At 72.3% G+C, this 15,375-nt stretch carries 12 protein-coding genes; 6 read left to right on the top strand and 6 right to left on the bottom strand.

The window, feature by feature from the left end:
- Window positions 1-150 precede the first annotated feature (150 nt).
- The 3 genes from OHT61_RS15770 (at window position 151) to OHT61_RS15760 (ending at window position 2,894) form a co-directional block, all read left to right on the top strand.
- Window positions 151-591, top strand: coding sequence for an SseB family protein (locus tag OHT61_RS15770; protein ID WP_329038966.1), 441 nt, complete (start codon window positions 151-153; stop codon window positions 589-591).
- Window positions 592-764: 173 nt separating this feature from the next.
- Complete coding sequence (locus OHT61_RS15765; protein WP_329038964.1) at window positions 765-1,721, top strand: pirin family protein; 957 nt, start codon at window positions 765-767, stop codon at window positions 1,719-1,721.
- Between the two features lie 90 nt (window positions 1,722-1,811).
- Window positions 1,812-2,894, top strand: a complete 1,083-nt coding sequence (locus tag OHT61_RS15760; protein ID WP_329038962.1) for an AI-2E family transporter — start codon at window positions 1,812-1,814, stop codon at window positions 2,892-2,894.
- Here OHT61_RS15760 and OHT61_RS15755 read toward each other — a convergent pair.
- Window positions 2,889-5,009 carry an ATP-binding SpoIIE family protein phosphatase gene (locus OHT61_RS15755; RefSeq protein WP_329038960.1) on the bottom strand — a complete coding sequence of 707 codons (2,121 nt, stop codon included), beginning with the start codon at window positions 5,007-5,009 and terminating at the stop codon, window positions 2,889-2,891. The two genes, OHT61_RS15760 and OHT61_RS15755, sit on opposite strands and share 6 nt — an antisense overlap.
- A 185-nt stretch (window positions 5,010-5,194) precedes the next feature.
- Here OHT61_RS15755 and aspS point away from each other — a divergent pair, with 185 nt between their 5' ends.
- Both aspS and OHT61_RS15745 read left to right on the top strand, forming a co-directional pair.
- On the top strand, window positions 5,195-7,021 hold the full coding sequence (aspS, locus tag OHT61_RS15750; RefSeq protein WP_329038957.1) for an aspartate--tRNA ligase: 1,827 nt from the start codon (window positions 5,195-5,197) through the stop codon (window positions 7,019-7,021).
- A gap of 304 nt (window positions 7,022-7,325) precedes the next feature.
- Window positions 7,326-8,081 carry a hypothetical protein gene (locus tag OHT61_RS15745; RefSeq protein WP_329038955.1) on the top strand — a complete coding sequence of 252 codons (756 nt, stop codon included), beginning with the start codon at window positions 7,326-7,328 and terminating at the stop codon, window positions 8,079-8,081.
- 93 nt (window positions 8,082-8,174) lie between these two features.
- Here OHT61_RS15745 and metG read toward each other — a convergent pair whose 3' ends face one another.
- Both metG and OHT61_RS15735 read right to left on the bottom strand, forming a co-directional pair.
- A complete protein-coding gene (gene metG / locus OHT61_RS15740; protein ID WP_329038952.1) occupies window positions 8,175-9,779 on the bottom strand; it encodes a methionine--tRNA ligase in 1,605 nt (534 codons plus the stop codon).
- 161 nt (window positions 9,780-9,940) lie between these two features.
- Window positions 9,941-11,647, bottom strand: a complete 1,707-nt coding sequence (locus OHT61_RS15735; protein ID WP_329038950.1) for a VWA domain-containing protein — start codon at window positions 11,645-11,647, stop codon at window positions 9,941-9,943.
- Between the two features lie 570 nt (window positions 11,648-12,217).
- On the opposite strand from OHT61_RS15735, the gene OHT61_RS15730 reads away from it, so the two are divergent.
- The gene (locus OHT61_RS15730; RefSeq protein ID WP_329038948.1) at window positions 12,218-12,646 is read left to right on the top strand and encodes an RNA-binding S4 domain-containing protein; all 429 of its coding nucleotides are present in this window, start codon (window positions 12,218-12,220) and stop codon (window positions 12,644-12,646) included.
- 276 nt (window positions 12,647-12,922) lie between these two features.
- Here OHT61_RS15730 and OHT61_RS15725 read toward each other — a convergent pair whose 3' ends face one another.
- From OHT61_RS15725 to OHT61_RS15715, 3 genes are all read right to left on the bottom strand, one after another.
- Window positions 12,923-13,168, bottom strand: a complete 246-nt coding sequence (locus OHT61_RS15725) for a DUF2630 family protein (protein WP_329038946.1) — start codon at window positions 13,166-13,168, stop codon at window positions 12,923-12,925.
- Between the two features lie 76 nt (window positions 13,169-13,244).
- The gene (locus tag OHT61_RS15720; protein ID WP_329038945.1) at window positions 13,245-14,186 is read right to left on the bottom strand and encodes an NADP-dependent oxidoreductase; all 942 of its coding nucleotides are present in this window, start codon (window positions 14,184-14,186) and stop codon (window positions 13,245-13,247) included.
- A 263-nt stretch (window positions 14,187-14,449) separates the two neighbouring features.
- On the bottom strand, window positions 14,450-15,319 hold the full coding sequence (locus tag OHT61_RS15715) for a hypothetical protein (protein WP_329038943.1): 870 nt from the start codon (window positions 15,317-15,319) through the stop codon (window positions 14,450-14,452).
- Window positions 15,320-15,375: the final 56 nt, after the last annotated feature.

The raw sequence follows: 15,375 nt of genomic DNA, 5'->3' as shown, positions 1-15,375 counted from the left end.
GCAGTGGCGCGCAGCGCCCCGGGGAGGAGTGAGGATCGGGCGACGGACGGCCTGGCGTGGGTGTCCCACCTGACCCCCACGATGATGCTACCCGTCAGTAATAAGACGCAACCCCCCGAGGCACAGATGTGTCCGATTACTCTTTGCGGCATGTATGGCTACGACCAGCACGCGGGTGCACAGCAGCAGATGGGCGGCGGCTACGGCGAGCAGCCGTTGTACCCCGAGCCCTCGCCGCCCTCCCTGGCCGACGCGGTACGGGCCTTCACGACCGGATCCCTGTCCGCGGAGGACTTCCAGCAGATCTTCGCCACGGCGAAGGTCTACTGCCCGCGCGGTGACAACCCGGGCTTCCTCGCCCTCCACAACACCCAGCAGCCGGTGATCCCGATGTTCACCACGCTCAAGGAGCTGAGGCGCTACGCGGGCAAGGAGTCCAAGTACTTCGTGATCACCGGCGCCGAGGTGATCGACCTGCTCCCGACCGGGTACGGCTTCGTCCTGGACATGGAGGGTGATCACCGCATGGTCTTCGACGCCAAGGCGGTCGAGCAGATGGTGGACTTCGCCATGCGCCGCATGTACGGCTGACGGGCGTCCGCGCACGAGGTGGCCCGAGGGCCCGCACCGAGCAGGTGCGGGCCCTCGGTCTGTCCGGGCGAGGGACCGGAGCGCCGGTCTCCGGCGACCGGGGCGCGCGTGCGCTTGCAAGATGTTCAGCGTTCAACTAAATTGGGTGCAGAAGACTTCCGGAGGTGGCTCCCATGCCCGCAGTGACCGTCGAAAACCCGCTGACCCTGCCCAAGATCGCAGCTCCGGGCGACGCCGTGGCCCGCCCCGTGCTCACCGTCACGACCGCCCCGAGCGGTTTCGAGGGCGAGGGGTTCCCGGTGCGGCGCGCCTTCGCCGGGATCAACTACCGGCACCTCGACCCGTTCATCATGATGGACCAGATGGGTGAGGTGGAGTACGCGGCCGGTGAGCCCAAGGGCACTCCCTGGCACCCGCACCGCGGCTTCGAGACCGTCACGTACATCATCGACGGGAGCTTCATCCACCAGGACAGCCACGGCGGTGGCGGAGCCATCGAGAACGGCGACACCCAGTGGATGACGGCCGGCTCGGGCCTCCTGCACATCGAGACGCCCCCGGAGGCGCTCGTCATGTCCGGCGGGCTCTTCCACGGCCTCCAGCTCTGGGTGAACCTGCCCAAGGCCGACAAGATGATGGCCCCGCGCTACCAGGACATCCGCGGCGGACAGGTCCAGCTCCTCGCCTCCCCCGACGGCGGCGCGCTGCTGCGGGTCATCGCCGGTGACCTGGACGGCCACGAGGGACCGGGCATCACGCACACCCCGATCACCATGGTCCACGCCACGGTCCGGCCCGGTGCCGAGGTGACCCTGCCCTGGCGCGAGGACTTCAACGGCCTCGCCTACGTCCTCGCAGGACGCGGCAGCGTCGGCGCGGAGCGCCGCCCCGTGCGTACCGGGCAGACCGCGGTCTTCGGCAAGGGGTCCTCGCTGACCGTCCGCGCCGACGAGAACCAGGACGGCAACACGCCGGACCTGGAGGTCGTGCTCCTCGGCGGGCGTCCGATCCGTGAGCCGATGGCGCACTACGGGCCGTTCGTGATGAACACCCAGGACGAGCTCAAGCAGGCCTTCGAGGACTTCCAGGCCGGCCGCCTCGGCAAGGTCCCCGCCGTCCACGGCATGTGAAAGGCCCCGTAGCGGCGTACGGGTGACGGTCCGTCACCCGTACGCCGCTGCGGGAGGGACACCGGTCCCGGCCCGTGATCGGGTGGGCGGGTGCCTACCCGGAAGCCCCTCCTGCCCGAGGTCGCGCGGCGGACGGCCGCATGGTGCGGTGTCCTGCTCCTGGCCGCCGGGGTCGCGGCGGTGGCGATCTGGCTCTGCGTCGCCCTCAAGACCGCGGTCACGCCGATCCTGCTGGCGCTGCTCGGTACGGCGCTGCTCGGGCCCGTCCACCGATGGCTGAGCGCGCGCGGGGTGAACAGATCCCTGGCCGCAGGTCTCACCTGCGCCGCGCTCGTCGCGGTGGTCGGGGGCGCCGGATACATCGTGGTCACCGCCCTCGTCGACACCGGCGACCAGATCGTGGACTCCCTCAAGGAAGCCGGGCAGTGGGTCGTCGACCACTTCGACATCGGCGGTGCGGCCGACGTGGACGACTTCGAGGACAACGCCAGGAAACTCGTCGAGAAGTTCGGCGCGAGCGCGGCGGGCGGACTGCTCAGCGGGATCGGACTGCTCGGGTCGCTCGTGACGACGGCCGTCCTGGCCCTGCTGCTGACCTTCTTCTTCCTGCGGGACTCCGACCGTGCCGCGAGGCTCGCCCACAGCCTCGCGCCGCGTGGCACCGGCCACCTCGTGGAGGCCATGGGGCGCAGGGCCTTCGAGGCCGTCGAGGGCTTCATGCGGGGCACGACGGTCATCGCCCTGATCGATGCCCTGTGCATCACCGTGGGCCTGCTGATCCTGCGGGTTCCGGGCGCGGTGGGACTGGGCGCGCTCGTCTTCGTCGCCGCCTACATCCCCTACCTGGGCGCCGTCCTCTCCGGCGGTGTGGCGGTGCTCGTCGCACTGGCCGACCGGGGGTTCGCGATCGCCCTGTGGGCGCTGGGCGTGGTGCTCGCCGTCCAGGTGCTGGAAGGGCACGTGCTCCAGCCCGTCGTCCAGAGCAGGACCGTCCAGATGCATCCCGCCATGATCATGATCGCCCTGACCGCGGGGGCCGGCGTCGCCGGGCTGCTGGGCCTCCTGCTGGCGGTGCCGCTGTGCGCCGCGCTCTTCAGCGTGATCGGGGTGCTGCGCACGCACCACGGCGACGGCACGGAACCCCTGGGACACGAGGCCGCCGGGGGCTCATGAGGCGGACCGGCCGAGCTCCGGCGGATCCTCGGACTCGTACAGCTCGAACCAGATCGACTTCCCCTCGCCGCGTGGGTCGACGCCCCAGGCGTCGGCCAGCATCTCCATCAGCACCAGCCCGCGGCCGCTGGACGCCATCTCGCCGGGCCGCCGCTTGTGCGGCAGCTCGTCGCTCGCGTCGGCCACCTCCACGCGCAGCCTCCGCTCGCCGCGCGGGCCGGTCACCTCCGCCAGGAGCAGGGCGTCGCCGTCCGTGTGGACCAGCACGTTCGTGGACATCTCGGAGACCATGAGCTCCGCGGAGTCGACCTGCTCCGCGTCCGCCCAGTCGTGCAGCAGTTCCCGCACCTGCTGCCGGGCCGCGGCGATCCGCTCGGGCTCGGCCTGGGCGATCGTCATCGCCGAGCGCCGCCCGGGCGGCTTCCGGGTCCGGGCGGCCTCCCGGCGCAGTACGAGCACCGCGATGTCGTCCTCGCGCCGGTCCACGAGGGGCCCGGTCGTGTAGTGCGAGCCGGGGCCGTGCACGGCCTGGACGAGGGCGTCGGCGAGCTCCTCCAGGTCCTCCGCGGGCTTCTCCAGGACGGGCCGGAGCCTGGTCCAGCCGGTGGCCATGTCGTGCCCGCCGGTCTCGATGAGCCCGTCCGTGCACAGCATGATCGTCTCGCCCGGTCCCAGCACGACCCGGGTCGTCGGGTAGTCGGCGTCCGTCTCGATGCCGAGGGGCAGTCCTCCCGCGGTCTGCCGGATCACCGCGGTGCCGTCGACGCTGATCACGACCGGGTCCGGGTGGCCGGCCCGGGCGATGTCGAGGGTGCCGGTCTCCGGGTCGGCCTCCGCGTACAGACACGTGGCGAAGCGGGTCGCGTCGGATCCGTCCTCCCCGTCGGCGGGCTCGTACGCGTCGGTCAGGCCGGACAGGAAGCGCGATGCCCTGGAGAGCACGGCGTCCGGGCGGTGGCCCTCGGCGGCGTAGGCGCGCAGGGCGATCCGCAACTGGCCCATCAGGCCCGCGGCACGGACGTCGTGGCCCTGGACGTCGCCGATGGCGAGCGCGATGCGTCCGTTCGGGAGCGCGATGACGTCGTACCAGTCGCCGCCGACCTGGAGGCCGCCTCCCGTGGGGACGTAGCGCGCCGCGATCGTCATGCCGTCGACGCCCGGACCGAGGGAGGGCATCATCGCCTTCTGGAGGCCCAGCGAGAGCTCCCGCTCCGTCTCGGCGGCGCCGGCGCGGGTGAGGGCCTGCGCGAGCATCCTGGCCACCGTGGTCAGCACCGAGCGCTCGTCCGGCGAGAAGGCCACGCTGTGCCGGAACCCGGCCATCCACGCCCCTGTGGTGTGCCCCGACGACACCAGCGGCAGGAACGCCCACGACCGGCGTCCGAAGTCGCGGGCCAGCGGCCAGGTGGCCGGGAACCGCTTCCGGTACTCCTCGGGGGACGACAGGTAGATCGCCTGTCCGGTCCGCACGACCTCGGCCGCCGGGTAGTCCGTCTCCAGGGGCATGTCGATGAACGGCTTCTCGGCGCCGATGTTGTGCCCGTGGTGTCCGACGACCGTCAAGTGGTCGCCGGAGACGCCGAAGACGGCGAGCCCGTCCGGCGAGAAGCCGGGCATGGACAGCGAACCGGCGACCCGCAGCACCTCCGCCGTGGACCCCGCCTCGGCCAGCGCCCGCCCCGCGTCGAGCAGGAACGCCTCCCGGGAGCGGCGCCAGTCCCCGGTGAGCGGGGTGTGGGACGCGATGGTCTCCGGGGGCTGCGCGACCTCCTGGAGGATGCCCATCAGCACGTACGTGTGGCGGCCGGGGGAGTCGACCGGCACCGGCTTGGAACGGGTGCGCACCGTCCGTACGACCCTGCCGGCCTCGTCCACGATCCGCATGCGGGCCTCGGCGACGGTGTCCTCGGCGATCGCGAAGTTCACCACCCCGTCGATCTCCTCCCAGTCGGCGGGGTGGAAGCGGGGGCGCACCTCCTCGCCGGGGCGCACCACGGGCTCGGCGGGCAGTCCGAGCAACCGGGCGGCCTCGGCGTCGAGCGAGACCGTGCCCGAGGAGCTGTCCCAGCTCCACAGACCCGTCCCGATCGCAGCCAGGATCTCCTCGGTACGCATTGCCCCACTTTAGGAAGATGTTCTCCGTGGACGCCACCGAGGGACGGCCGCCCGGCAGGACCCCCGGGACGTTCGTACGCGCGTCCCGGAGGACCGTGCGGCAGCAATGCCAATGAAGTGGTGCGCCTACGGGCGGTAGCCTGGGGTGTCAATCCACCCCGACCGCGAAGACTGGATGAACGACGATGCATCGGTACAGGTCCCACACCTGCGGCGAGCTCCGCGCCTCTGACGTCGGCACCGACGTCCGGCTGAGCGGCTGGCTGCACAATCGCCGAGACCTGGGCGGCATCCTCTTCATCGATCTGCGCGACCACTACGGTCTCGTGCAGCTCGTCGCCCGCCCCGGCACCGCGGGCAACGACGCCCTGGCGAAGCTGACCAAGGAGACCGTCGTCCGGATCGACGGCAAGGTCTCCGCGCGCGGCGCCGACAACGTCAACCCGGAGCTCCCGACCGGCGAGATCGAGATCGAGGTCACCGAGGTCGAGGTGCTGGGCGAGGCCGCCCCGCTGCCCTTCACGATCAACGCCGAGGACGGGGTCAACGAGGAGCGGCGCCTGGAGTACCGCTTCCTCGACCTGCGCCGCGAGCGCATGCACCGCAACATCATGCTGCGCTCGTCCGTGATCGCGTCCATCCGCTCCAAGATGGTGGCCCTCGGCTTCAACGAGATGGCGACCCCGATCCTCGCCGCGACCTCCCCCGAGGGCGCCCGTGACTTCGTGGTCCCCTCCCGCCTGAACCCGGGCAAGTTCTACGCGCTCCCGCAGGCGCCGCAGCAGTTCAAGCAGCTGCTGATGATCTCCGGCTTCGACCGCTACTTCCAGATCGCGCCCTGCTTCCGCGACGAGGACGCCCGCGCCGACCGCTCGCCCGGCGAGTTCTACCAGCTCGACGTCGAGATGTCGTTCGTCGAGCAGGAGGACGTCTTCCAGCCGATCGAGAAGCTCATGACCGAGCTCTTCGAGGAGTACGGCAACGGCCGCCCGGTGACCTCGCCGTTCCCGCGCATCCCGTTCCGCGAGTCGATGCTGAAGTACGGCAACGACAAGCCGGACCTGCGGGCCCAGCTGGAGCTCGTCGACATCTCCGACATCTTCGCGGACTCGGAGTTCAAGGCCTTCGCCGGCAAGCACGTCCGCGCCCTTCCGGTGCCGGACACGGCGGGCCAGTCCCGTAAGTTCTTCGACGGCCTCGGCGCCTACGCGGTCGAGCACGGCGCCAAGGGCCTCGCCTGGATCCGCGTCGGCGAGGACGGCACGCTCGCCGGTCCCATCGCCAAGTTCCTCACCGAGGCGGACGTCAAGACCCTCACCGAGCGTCTGTCCCTCGTTCCCGGCCACGCGGTCTTCTTCGGCGCGGGCGAGTTCGACGAGGTCTCCAAGATCATGTCCGTCGTCCGCGTCGAGGCCGCCAAGCGCGCCGGCCGATTCGAGGAGGACGTCTTCCGCTTCTGCTGGATCGTCGACTTCCCGATGTACGAGAAGGACGAGGAGACCGGGAAGATCGACTTCTCGCACAACCCCTTCTCCATGCCCCAGGGCGGCATGAAGGACCTGGAGGAGAAGGACCCGCTCGACATCCTGGCCTGGCAGTACGACATCGTCTGCAACGGCATCGAACTGTCCTCCGGCGCCATCCGGAACCACGAGCCCGAGGTCATGCTGAAGGCCTTCGCGATCGCCGGCTACGAGGCGGAGACCGTCGAGAGGGAGTTCGCGGGCATGCTCCGCGCCTTCCGCCTCGGCGCCCCGCCGCACGGCGGCATCGCCCCGGGTGTCGACCGCATCGTCATGCTGCTGGCCGACGAGCCCAACATCCGCGAGACGATCGCCTTCCCGCTGAACGGCAACGCCCAGGACCTGATGATGGGCGCTCCGAGCGAGCTGGACGAGACGCGGCTGCGTGAGCTGAACATCCAGCTCCGCAAGCCCGTCGCCTCGGCGAAGGGCGGAGCCAAGGCCGCCGACGCCAAGGACTCTGTGGCGAGGGACACCGGCGCGAAGTAGGCGCCGCGGTTCCGCTTCGGTTCCACGTGAAACAGCCCCCGGTCACCGGCCGGGGGCTTTTCCGTACGCCAGGGCGCCCCTCGCGCGCACGGGGCGCCCGGGCAGGACCTCACCGCCGGGGCACGGAGCCGTGGTGGCACCGGGCTCGCTCCTGCGTACGGGTGAGGGTGGGGAACTTCCCGGGCCCCGGGTACACGGACCGGGTACATCCGGAGCGTCCCGGTTCGGATTCGGTGCCTGCGGGCCCGGCGAGGACTGGCACCCGGAAGTGCTCGTCCGCCCCGCCACCGAGGAGCCCCGCACCGTGTCCGTCGCGCGCCGTCCGTACGTCCTGCTCGTCCTTCTCTTCCTGCTCGTGATCGGCTGCTCGGCCGGCGCGGTGCGGACCACCACCCCGGAGCCCAAGGGCGCGGCCGGTCCGCAGGCCGCGCCCGAGCCCCTTGCCGTGGAGCCGCTCATGCCCCCGGCCGACATCCCGGGAACCGGGCCCGGGACGAGGGACCGCATCCCCGACACGGCGAGGCAGGCACTCGTCGTGACCGGCCTCGGTCCCGACTCCAACCGCTCCACGGCCGTGCTCTACAGCCGCGACGACCCCGCACGCGGGTGGAGACCGATCGCGGGTCCCTGGCCCGCACACAACGGCATGGAGGGCTGGACGGACCACCACCTCGCCAACGACCTCCGCTCGCCGATCGGGGTCTTCGGCCTCTCCGACGCGGGCGGCCGGCTGCCCGACCCGGGCACCCTGCTGCCCTACGACGAGGAGCCCCGCTTCGCCGTGAGCGGCGAGGGCTTCCTGGGCGAGCCGCTGGAGGGCTCCTTCGACTACGTCATCGCCATCGACTACAACCGCACCCCGGGCACGTCCCCGCTGGACCGCGACCGGCCCCTCGGTGAGGAGAGGGGCGGCGGCATCTGGGTCCATGTGGACCACGGCGGCCCCACGCAGGCCTGCGTCTCGCTCACCGAGGACCGCATGCGGGAACTGCTCCTCACGCTCGACCCCGACAAGTACCCCGTGATCGTGATGGGGGACGCCGCAGCGCTGGAGAGGTGAGCGGGGGCCCGCCGGGGCGCATGGAGGAGCCCGGGACCCGATCCACGGGTCCCGGGCTCCTCCGTCGCACGGGAAGGCGGTGCGTACGCGGTGTTACGCGGGCTTCTCCTCCAGGCGCGGGAACAGCACCGCACCCTTGGTGACCGTCGCGCCGGCGGGCAGCTGTCCCCAGCGGCCCGCGTCCTGCACCCGCTGCTCGGCCAAGGCGCCCAGGGACGCCTCGGCGCCCAGGGACTCCCACAGCTTCTGCGAGGTGTCGGGCATGACGGCGTTCAGCAGGACCGAGACCCCGCGCAGGGACTCGGCGGCCGTGTACAGGATGGTCGCGAGGCGGGCCTGGCCCTCCGGCGACGTGTCCTTGGCGACCTTCCAGGGCTCCTGCTCGGTGATGTAACCGTTGACCTGCTTCACGAAGTCGAAGACCGCCAGGATGCCGCCCTGGAAGTCCAGCTCCTCGCCGATCTTCAGGTCGGCCGCGGTGACGGCCCGGGCCAGGCCCTCCTGGACCGCGCGTTCCGCGTCACCCGGCGCCGTGGCCTCGGGCAGCGCGCCGCCGAAGTACTTGCCGACCATGGCCGCGACGCGCGAGGCGAGGTTCCCGTAGTCGTTGGCGAGCTCGGAGGTGTAGCGGGCGCTGAAGTCCTCCCAGGAGAACGAGCCGTCGCTGCCGTACGCGATGGCGCGCAGGAAGTACCAGCGGTAGGCGTCCACGCCGAAGTGGGAGGTCAGGTCCTGCGGCTTGATGCCCGTCAGGTTCGACTTGGACATCTTCTCGCCGCCGACCATCAGCCAGCCGTTGGCGACGACCTTGCCCGGCAGCGGCAGGCCCTGTGCCATCAGCATGGCGGGCCAGATCACCGAGTGGAACCGGAGGATGTCCTTGCCGATCAGGTGGACGTTCGCCGGGAAGGTGCCGTCGAACTTCTCCTGGTTGGCGCCGTAGCCGACGGCCGTCGCGTAGTTCAGCAGCGCGTCGATCCACACGTAGATGACGTGCTTCGGGTCCCACGGCACCGGGACGCCCCAGTCGAAGGTGGACCGCGAGATCGACAGGTCCTGGAGGCCCTGCTTGACGAAGTTCACGATCTCGTTGCGGGCCGACTCGGGCTGGATGAAGTCCGGGTTGGCCGCGTAGAACTCCATGAGCTTCGGGCCGTACTCGCTCAGCTTGAAGAAGTAGTTCTCCTCCTTGAGGAGCTCCACCGGCTTCTTGTGGATCGAGCACAGCTTCGTGCCGTCCTCGGCCTCGATCAGGTCCCCGGGGAGCTTGTACTCCTCGCAGCCCACGCAGTACGGGCCTTCGTACCCGCCCTTGTAGATCTGGTCCTTGTCGTACAGGTCCTGCACGAACTCCTGCACACGGTCCGTGTGCCGCTTCTCCGTGGTGCGGATGAAGTCGTCGTTCGCGATGTTCAGGTGCGCCCAGAGGGGCTTCCAGGCCTCTTCGACGAGCTTGTCGCACCAGGCCTGGGGGGTGACGTTGTTCGCTTCGGCCGTGCGCATGATCTTCTGACCGTGCTCGTCCGTGCCGGTGAGGTACCACACCTTCTCGCCGCGCTGGCGGTGCCAGCGGGTGAGCACGTCGCCTGCGACGGTCGTGTAGGCGTGGCCCAGGTGAGGAGCGTCGTTGACGTAGTAGATGGGGGTCGAGACGTAGTACGCCGTCGCCCCCTGCTTCTCGGATCCAGTGGCCGCCATGGTCGAAATCCTAACGGTCCGTGGGAGATCCACTCACATCGATTGCGGCGGGCCCCGGCCTCCCGGCCGTGCGCCCGGCCGCGCCGGCCGGCGGCGTACACGGCAACGGCGGTACCCGGCCCTGAGGCGGGTACCGCCGTGACCGCGCGGAGGCCGGCGGATCAGCCTTCCGCGACGACCTCGCGGGCGGCGGCCCAGGCGGGCAGCCCGGCGAGGGCGCTCCGGTAGAAGGCCGTGTCGGGGACCTCGCGGGGGGCGGGGCCCGCGTGGAGGAAGCCGACGTTCGGGAGGTCCAGCCTGCGCAGGAAGTCGAAGCCCTTCGCGTCCTCGTCGCCGAACGCGACGAACTGGAAGAACAGCGGCAGCCGCGCGGCGTCGACCAGCGCCTGCTTGGCCGCCTGCCGGGCGTCCGGGGCGCCGTCGGTCTGGAAGATCACCAGGGCCGGTCCGGTGGCCCCGGACTTCTCGTAGTGCGTGACGATCTCCTCGACGGCCCGGTGGTAGTTCGTCCGGCCCAGGCGGCCGAGACCCGCGTGCAGCTCGTCGATCCGGCCCTCGTGCGCGGTCAGGTCGATCGCCCCGGTGCCGTCGATGTCGGTCGAGAAGAACACGACGGGCACGGTGGCACTCGGGTCCAGGTGCGCGGCGAGCGCGAGGGCGCGGTCGCCGAGGTGCTGGGCGCTGCCGTCCTTGTAGAACGGCCGCATCGAACCGGAGCGGTCCAGCACGAGGTACACGGTGGCCCGGAGCCCGGTCAGCCCGTGCGCCTTGAGCGCGGCCTGCGCCGCCTTGTACGGGGCGACGAGCTCGGGGGCGGTGGTCCTGACCCGGGCGAGGGTGACGGCGGGCTTGCCGGCGGGAACCGCCGTGGCGACGGGGGCGGCCGGCGCGGTCGGTGCGACGGGCGCGGGTGCCGGGAGAGGCGCGGGCTCGGTGAGGGGCTCCGGCTCGGCCAGGGGCGCGGCTGCCACGGGCTCGGGGGCCGCGACGGGCGCGGGTGCCACGGGCTCGGGTGCCGGCAGGATCTCGGCCGCGGGCGCGGGCGCGGGGGCAGCGGCTTCGGGCTCCTCGGCCGGCACCACGGCCGTGACCTCGGGCTCGGCGGGTGCGGCGTCGACGAACGGCGCGGGTACGACGGGAGACGCGGGTTCCGCGACGGGAGCGGCCTCGGCGGTCGCCTGCGCGGCGGGGCTCTCCGGCTCTGCGGCGCGCTCGTCGTCCCCGGGCGTCTCGCCCACCGGCGTCTCGTCCACGGGCGCGGCCTTCGCCTGCCCGGCGGGGCTCTCCGGCTCTGCGGCGCGCTCGTGGGTGCCGGCGTCGGTGGCCGCATCGGATCCAGCAGCAGCGGCAGTCGCAGCGGGGGCCGGAGGCGCGGCCTCGGCCTTCGCGGCCGGCTCCGTCTCGGCTTCCGGCTCCGGCTCCGGCTCCGGCTCCGGCTCCGGCTCCGGGTCCATGTCGATCAGGATCGGAGCAACGACTCCCGTCTCCGGGTCCGCCGCGATCACCGGGGCCGCCGCCTCCGGCTCCTCGGGCGCCGTGTCCTCGGCCCGCTGCGTGTCGTGGGACTCCGCGGCCGAGTGGTCCTCCGGGGCGGACCCCTGGGCCGGGACCCGGGGGGCGGGGGCGGGAGCCACGGTGGCCTTGTCGAAAGCCGCCGCCACCAGGTCCGAGGCACCGCCGTCGTCGTGCTCCACCGGGGGAGGGGATGCGGGGGCCGGTACCGAGGCCTTCGCGGGCTCGGCCGCCGAAGTGCTGGTCTCCGGCTCCGCGGGCTGGGTGCGCTCGGCCTGGGGAGGGACGGTGGCCGTGGCCGGCTCGTCCTGCTCCGTCCGGCCGAACACCTTGCGCAGCAAGCTCCGAATGCCCATGGGCGAGGCCTTTCGCATGAGTTGGGTGCGATAAATGTCCGTACTGCGGGAATTGATCCCTGGCCAGGGCGGATACGTAAGGTTAGCGGCCGGATCCGGCCGTTCGGTGGCGCGGCCCGCCCCCGTGTCAACAGCGCGCCGCCCGAACCGGGGCCGGGACCCGAAAGGGCCCCGGGGGGCACACGGAAGCTCCCCGGGGCCCTCACGGCCGCACCACGAGTTGGGGCGGTGCCCGCGACGACAGTGCGGTGGTGCCCCGGACTTCGATGGAGCTCGTGCGCGATCTGCCGCTGCTCCTCGTCTCTCCTCGTCTCCGCCCCGGGCGGGCACTCCGCGTTGACCCGCTGGAAACGATCCGGCCAACCCGCCCTGTGGGCAGGCCGAGACGGCCCGGGCCGCGCGCGGACTCTCCGTGGCCGTCGTCCTGGAGGAGCGCCGCAGCGACGGGGTACGAGGGACCAGGACCGTCCGCGCGTCGGCCGCCACGATCCGGCGCGAGGACGGAAGGGATTTCTGCATCCGATGCGGGAGCCGTCGTGAACGGCGCCCCACCGGATTAGAGTCGGACGCATGGTTTCCGGTGAGGCGCCGCAGGCGGAGGGAAGCGTCCGGGTCGATGCCTGGATCTGGGCGGTACGGCTGACGAAGACCCGTTCGCAGGCCGCTGCCGCCTGCCGCGCGGGACACGTGCGGGTCGGCGGTGAGCGCGCGAAGCCCGCGACGACGGTGCGCGCGGGTGACGAGGTACGGCTGCGGCACGCTGGCCGGGACAGGGTCGTCGTCGTGTCCAGGATCGTCAGGAAGCGCGTGGGGCCGCCGGTCGCCGCGGAGTGCTTCGTCGACAACAGCCCGCCCCCGCCGCCGCGCGAGATCGCGCTGCAGGTGCCGGTGCGGGACCGGGGCACGGGACGGCCGACCAAGCGGGACCGCCGCGAGATGGAACGCCTCCAGGGCCGCGGCCCGGACCCGGACCCGGATGCCCGCCCCGGCAGGAGCTGACGCGGGGTGCCGGGACGTGAAGCCCCGGCACGCGGTCGTTCGGGCGGGAGCGCCGCCCCCCCGGCCTTCGTCCGGTCCGGGAGCGGGCCCCGCACGATCCGGGCGGGAAGCGCTGAGGGCTGTCCCGTGATCCCCGGCGGGCGCGCGACGACAGCTACGGCGCCTCGCCGCGTCGTCGGAACGCCCGAATACACCCCGTATGCGGACGTCCCTCCGCCTTGCGATGCACCGCATCCGACGCCGCGCGCTGATCCACCAGGGATCACGGGACAGCCCTCAGCCCTGGTAGCCCTCCACCTCGTCGGCGGGGCGCACCCGCGCCTTCGACGGGTCCTCGCCGAACTCGCTGAGCGCCCGCCGCTGTCGCAGCAGGTCCCAGCACTGGTCCAGCTGCACCTCCACCTCGCGCAGCCGTGACCTCTCCTCCGCGGAGAGGCCCAGATCGGCGGTCGAGCGCGTGCGCAGGGCCCGCTCCTCGCTGATCAGCCCGTCGATGTTGTCGAAGATGTCCTGGTCGGCCATGAGCCTCTCCCGGTCCGTTTCCTGTCGGATGACGTGGTTGTGGGCGGACGCGGTCCGACGAAGCCGGTCGGCCTCGTCAGACCGCGAACACGGTCTTCCCGCGCGCTCCGCCCGCGCGGTTCTGGACGAGCGCCTGCGGTGCCTTCTCCAGGGGCAGTTCCATGTCGACGGGGACCTCCAGCTTCCCGTCCGCCACCAGCGCGGCCAGTTCGTCGAGGAGCCCGGGGGTGACGGCGAGCCGGAAGTCGGCCCAGGCCACGCCGGCCGGCGCGGCGACCCCGCGGGTGGTGACGGCGACTCCCCCCTCGCGCAGCAGGGCGGTGTGGCGGCCGAAGGAGGCCGGATCGGTGGAAACGAGGTCGACGAGCGCGTCGACACCGCCGGGATACAGCTCGCGTACCGCCGTTTCGAGCGCCGCGGTGCCGTTGACGGTGTCGACGGAGGTGGTGGCGCCCAGGGCCGCCATCCGCCGCCGTTCGTCCCCTCTCACCGCGGCGACGACCCCGATGCCGCGCGCGGCAGCCAGCTGGGTCAGGAAGCTCCCGACGCCTCCGGCTGCTCCGATGACCAGCAGGCTCAGCCCGCTGCGTACGGCGGTGCTCGACACGATCTGCGCGGCGGTCGCCCCCGCGGACGGCAGGGCGGCCGCGGTCCTGAGCGGCATGTCGCGCGGGACCAGCGTGACCGGGGAGTCCTGGTGAACGCAGAGGTACTCGCCGTACGCCCCGCAGAGCCCGACGGGCGGTGCCGTCACGCGCCCGAAGACCGGGTCGCCGACCCGGAAGCGGTTCCAGCCGCCGCCGATCATGTCCACGCGGCCCGCGAAGTCCGTACCCAGGACGAGCGGGAAGACGTGCGGGGAGGTCCCCTCCAGGGCGCCGTCCGCGGTCTGCCAGTCGAGCGGGTTCAGGGCCGCGTACTCGACCTTCACCCGCACCTCGCCGGGCCCGGGGTCGGGCTTCGGCACCTCGACGAGACAGGGCTCCGCACGGAACGCGCTGACAGCGATGGCTCGCATACGGCAGACCTCTCAGTCGCCCCCCTGCTCTCACGATTCCCACTCTCGCCCGGCCCACGGGCCCGCGCACGTCGGGGCCGGAGCGCGGGATCAGCAGCCGTGCGGGGCCGCCGATCCCCCTCCGCCGCCGATCCCGTCACCGCCACGGAGCCTGTCCCGCCACGACACCGTCACCGCCACGGAGCCCGTCCCCGCACGGACACCGTCACCGCCACCAAGCCCGTCCTGCCACGGACGCGGTCACGCCTCCGCGCCCTCGCCCCTCACGCGGCGTGCCGCCGCCGACGGGCCGCGACGATCCGCCCGGCCAGTCCCCCGGCCGCCATGACCGCTCCCACGCCGAGCGCGGTCCACACCGTCGTCCGGAGCGAGGCGGTCAGCGCGTCGTACACCGCGGCGGCGGCGTCCCTGTCGGTGCCCGGGACCTGGTCCAGGACCCTGGCCCGGGCGACGGCCACAGCGATGCGCAGGAGTACAGCGCCGAGCAGGAGCCCGGCCCCGGCCACGGCAGCCGTCGTGAGGGCGGTCCGCGCACCGCCTCGGACGAGCGTGAGGCCCAGCACCAGGACGAGCAGCACCACCGTCCCGACGGTGGGCCAGACGCTGCAGTACCGCAGCCACTGGAACGAGGACCGCAGTTCGTCGGCCCGGTCGGCGGACAGCACGGTGATCGAGGTCTCCCTGACCGGGATGCCGTCGGCGAAGGGCACCCCGTCGGTGACGAGCTGCTGCTTGACCTCGGCGATCACCGGCGCGAGGTCGATGGTCACGGCCTGCCCGTCGTCGCCGTGCAGCGCGGAGCTCACGGCCCGGTGCGCCGTGCGGTTGGCGCTGTCCCAGGCCCGCCGGAAGGCCGGGGCGGTGGTGAACGACAGGGCGGCCTCGTGCAGGAAGTCCTCGACCGTGTCCTGCAGCGGCCCCGCGTCGATGCTCTTCATCGCCTCGTCCGTGACGAGCGTGGCCACCGTGGCCCTGACGTCCGGGTCGGTGGCCAGCGGGGAGACGGCTGCGAGATAGCGGTCGGTGTCGTCGAGCTCGAGGTCGACCCAGGCCGAGAAGGCGCTGACCGGGACCAGCAGGGTGAGCAGGACGAGGAGCACCGCCGACAGGGCCGCTGAGAGGTAGGTCCGCACAACGACCAGCCAAGCCCGTCCGGCGACGGGACGCTCCGGGCCGTGGGCCGTTCGAG

The organism is Streptomyces sp. NBC_00178 (assembly GCF_036206005.1).
Classification (GTDB): domain Bacteria; phylum Actinomycetota; class Actinomycetes; order Streptomycetales; family Streptomycetaceae; genus Streptomyces.
This window is presented reverse-complemented; position numbering and strand designations above follow the sequence as displayed.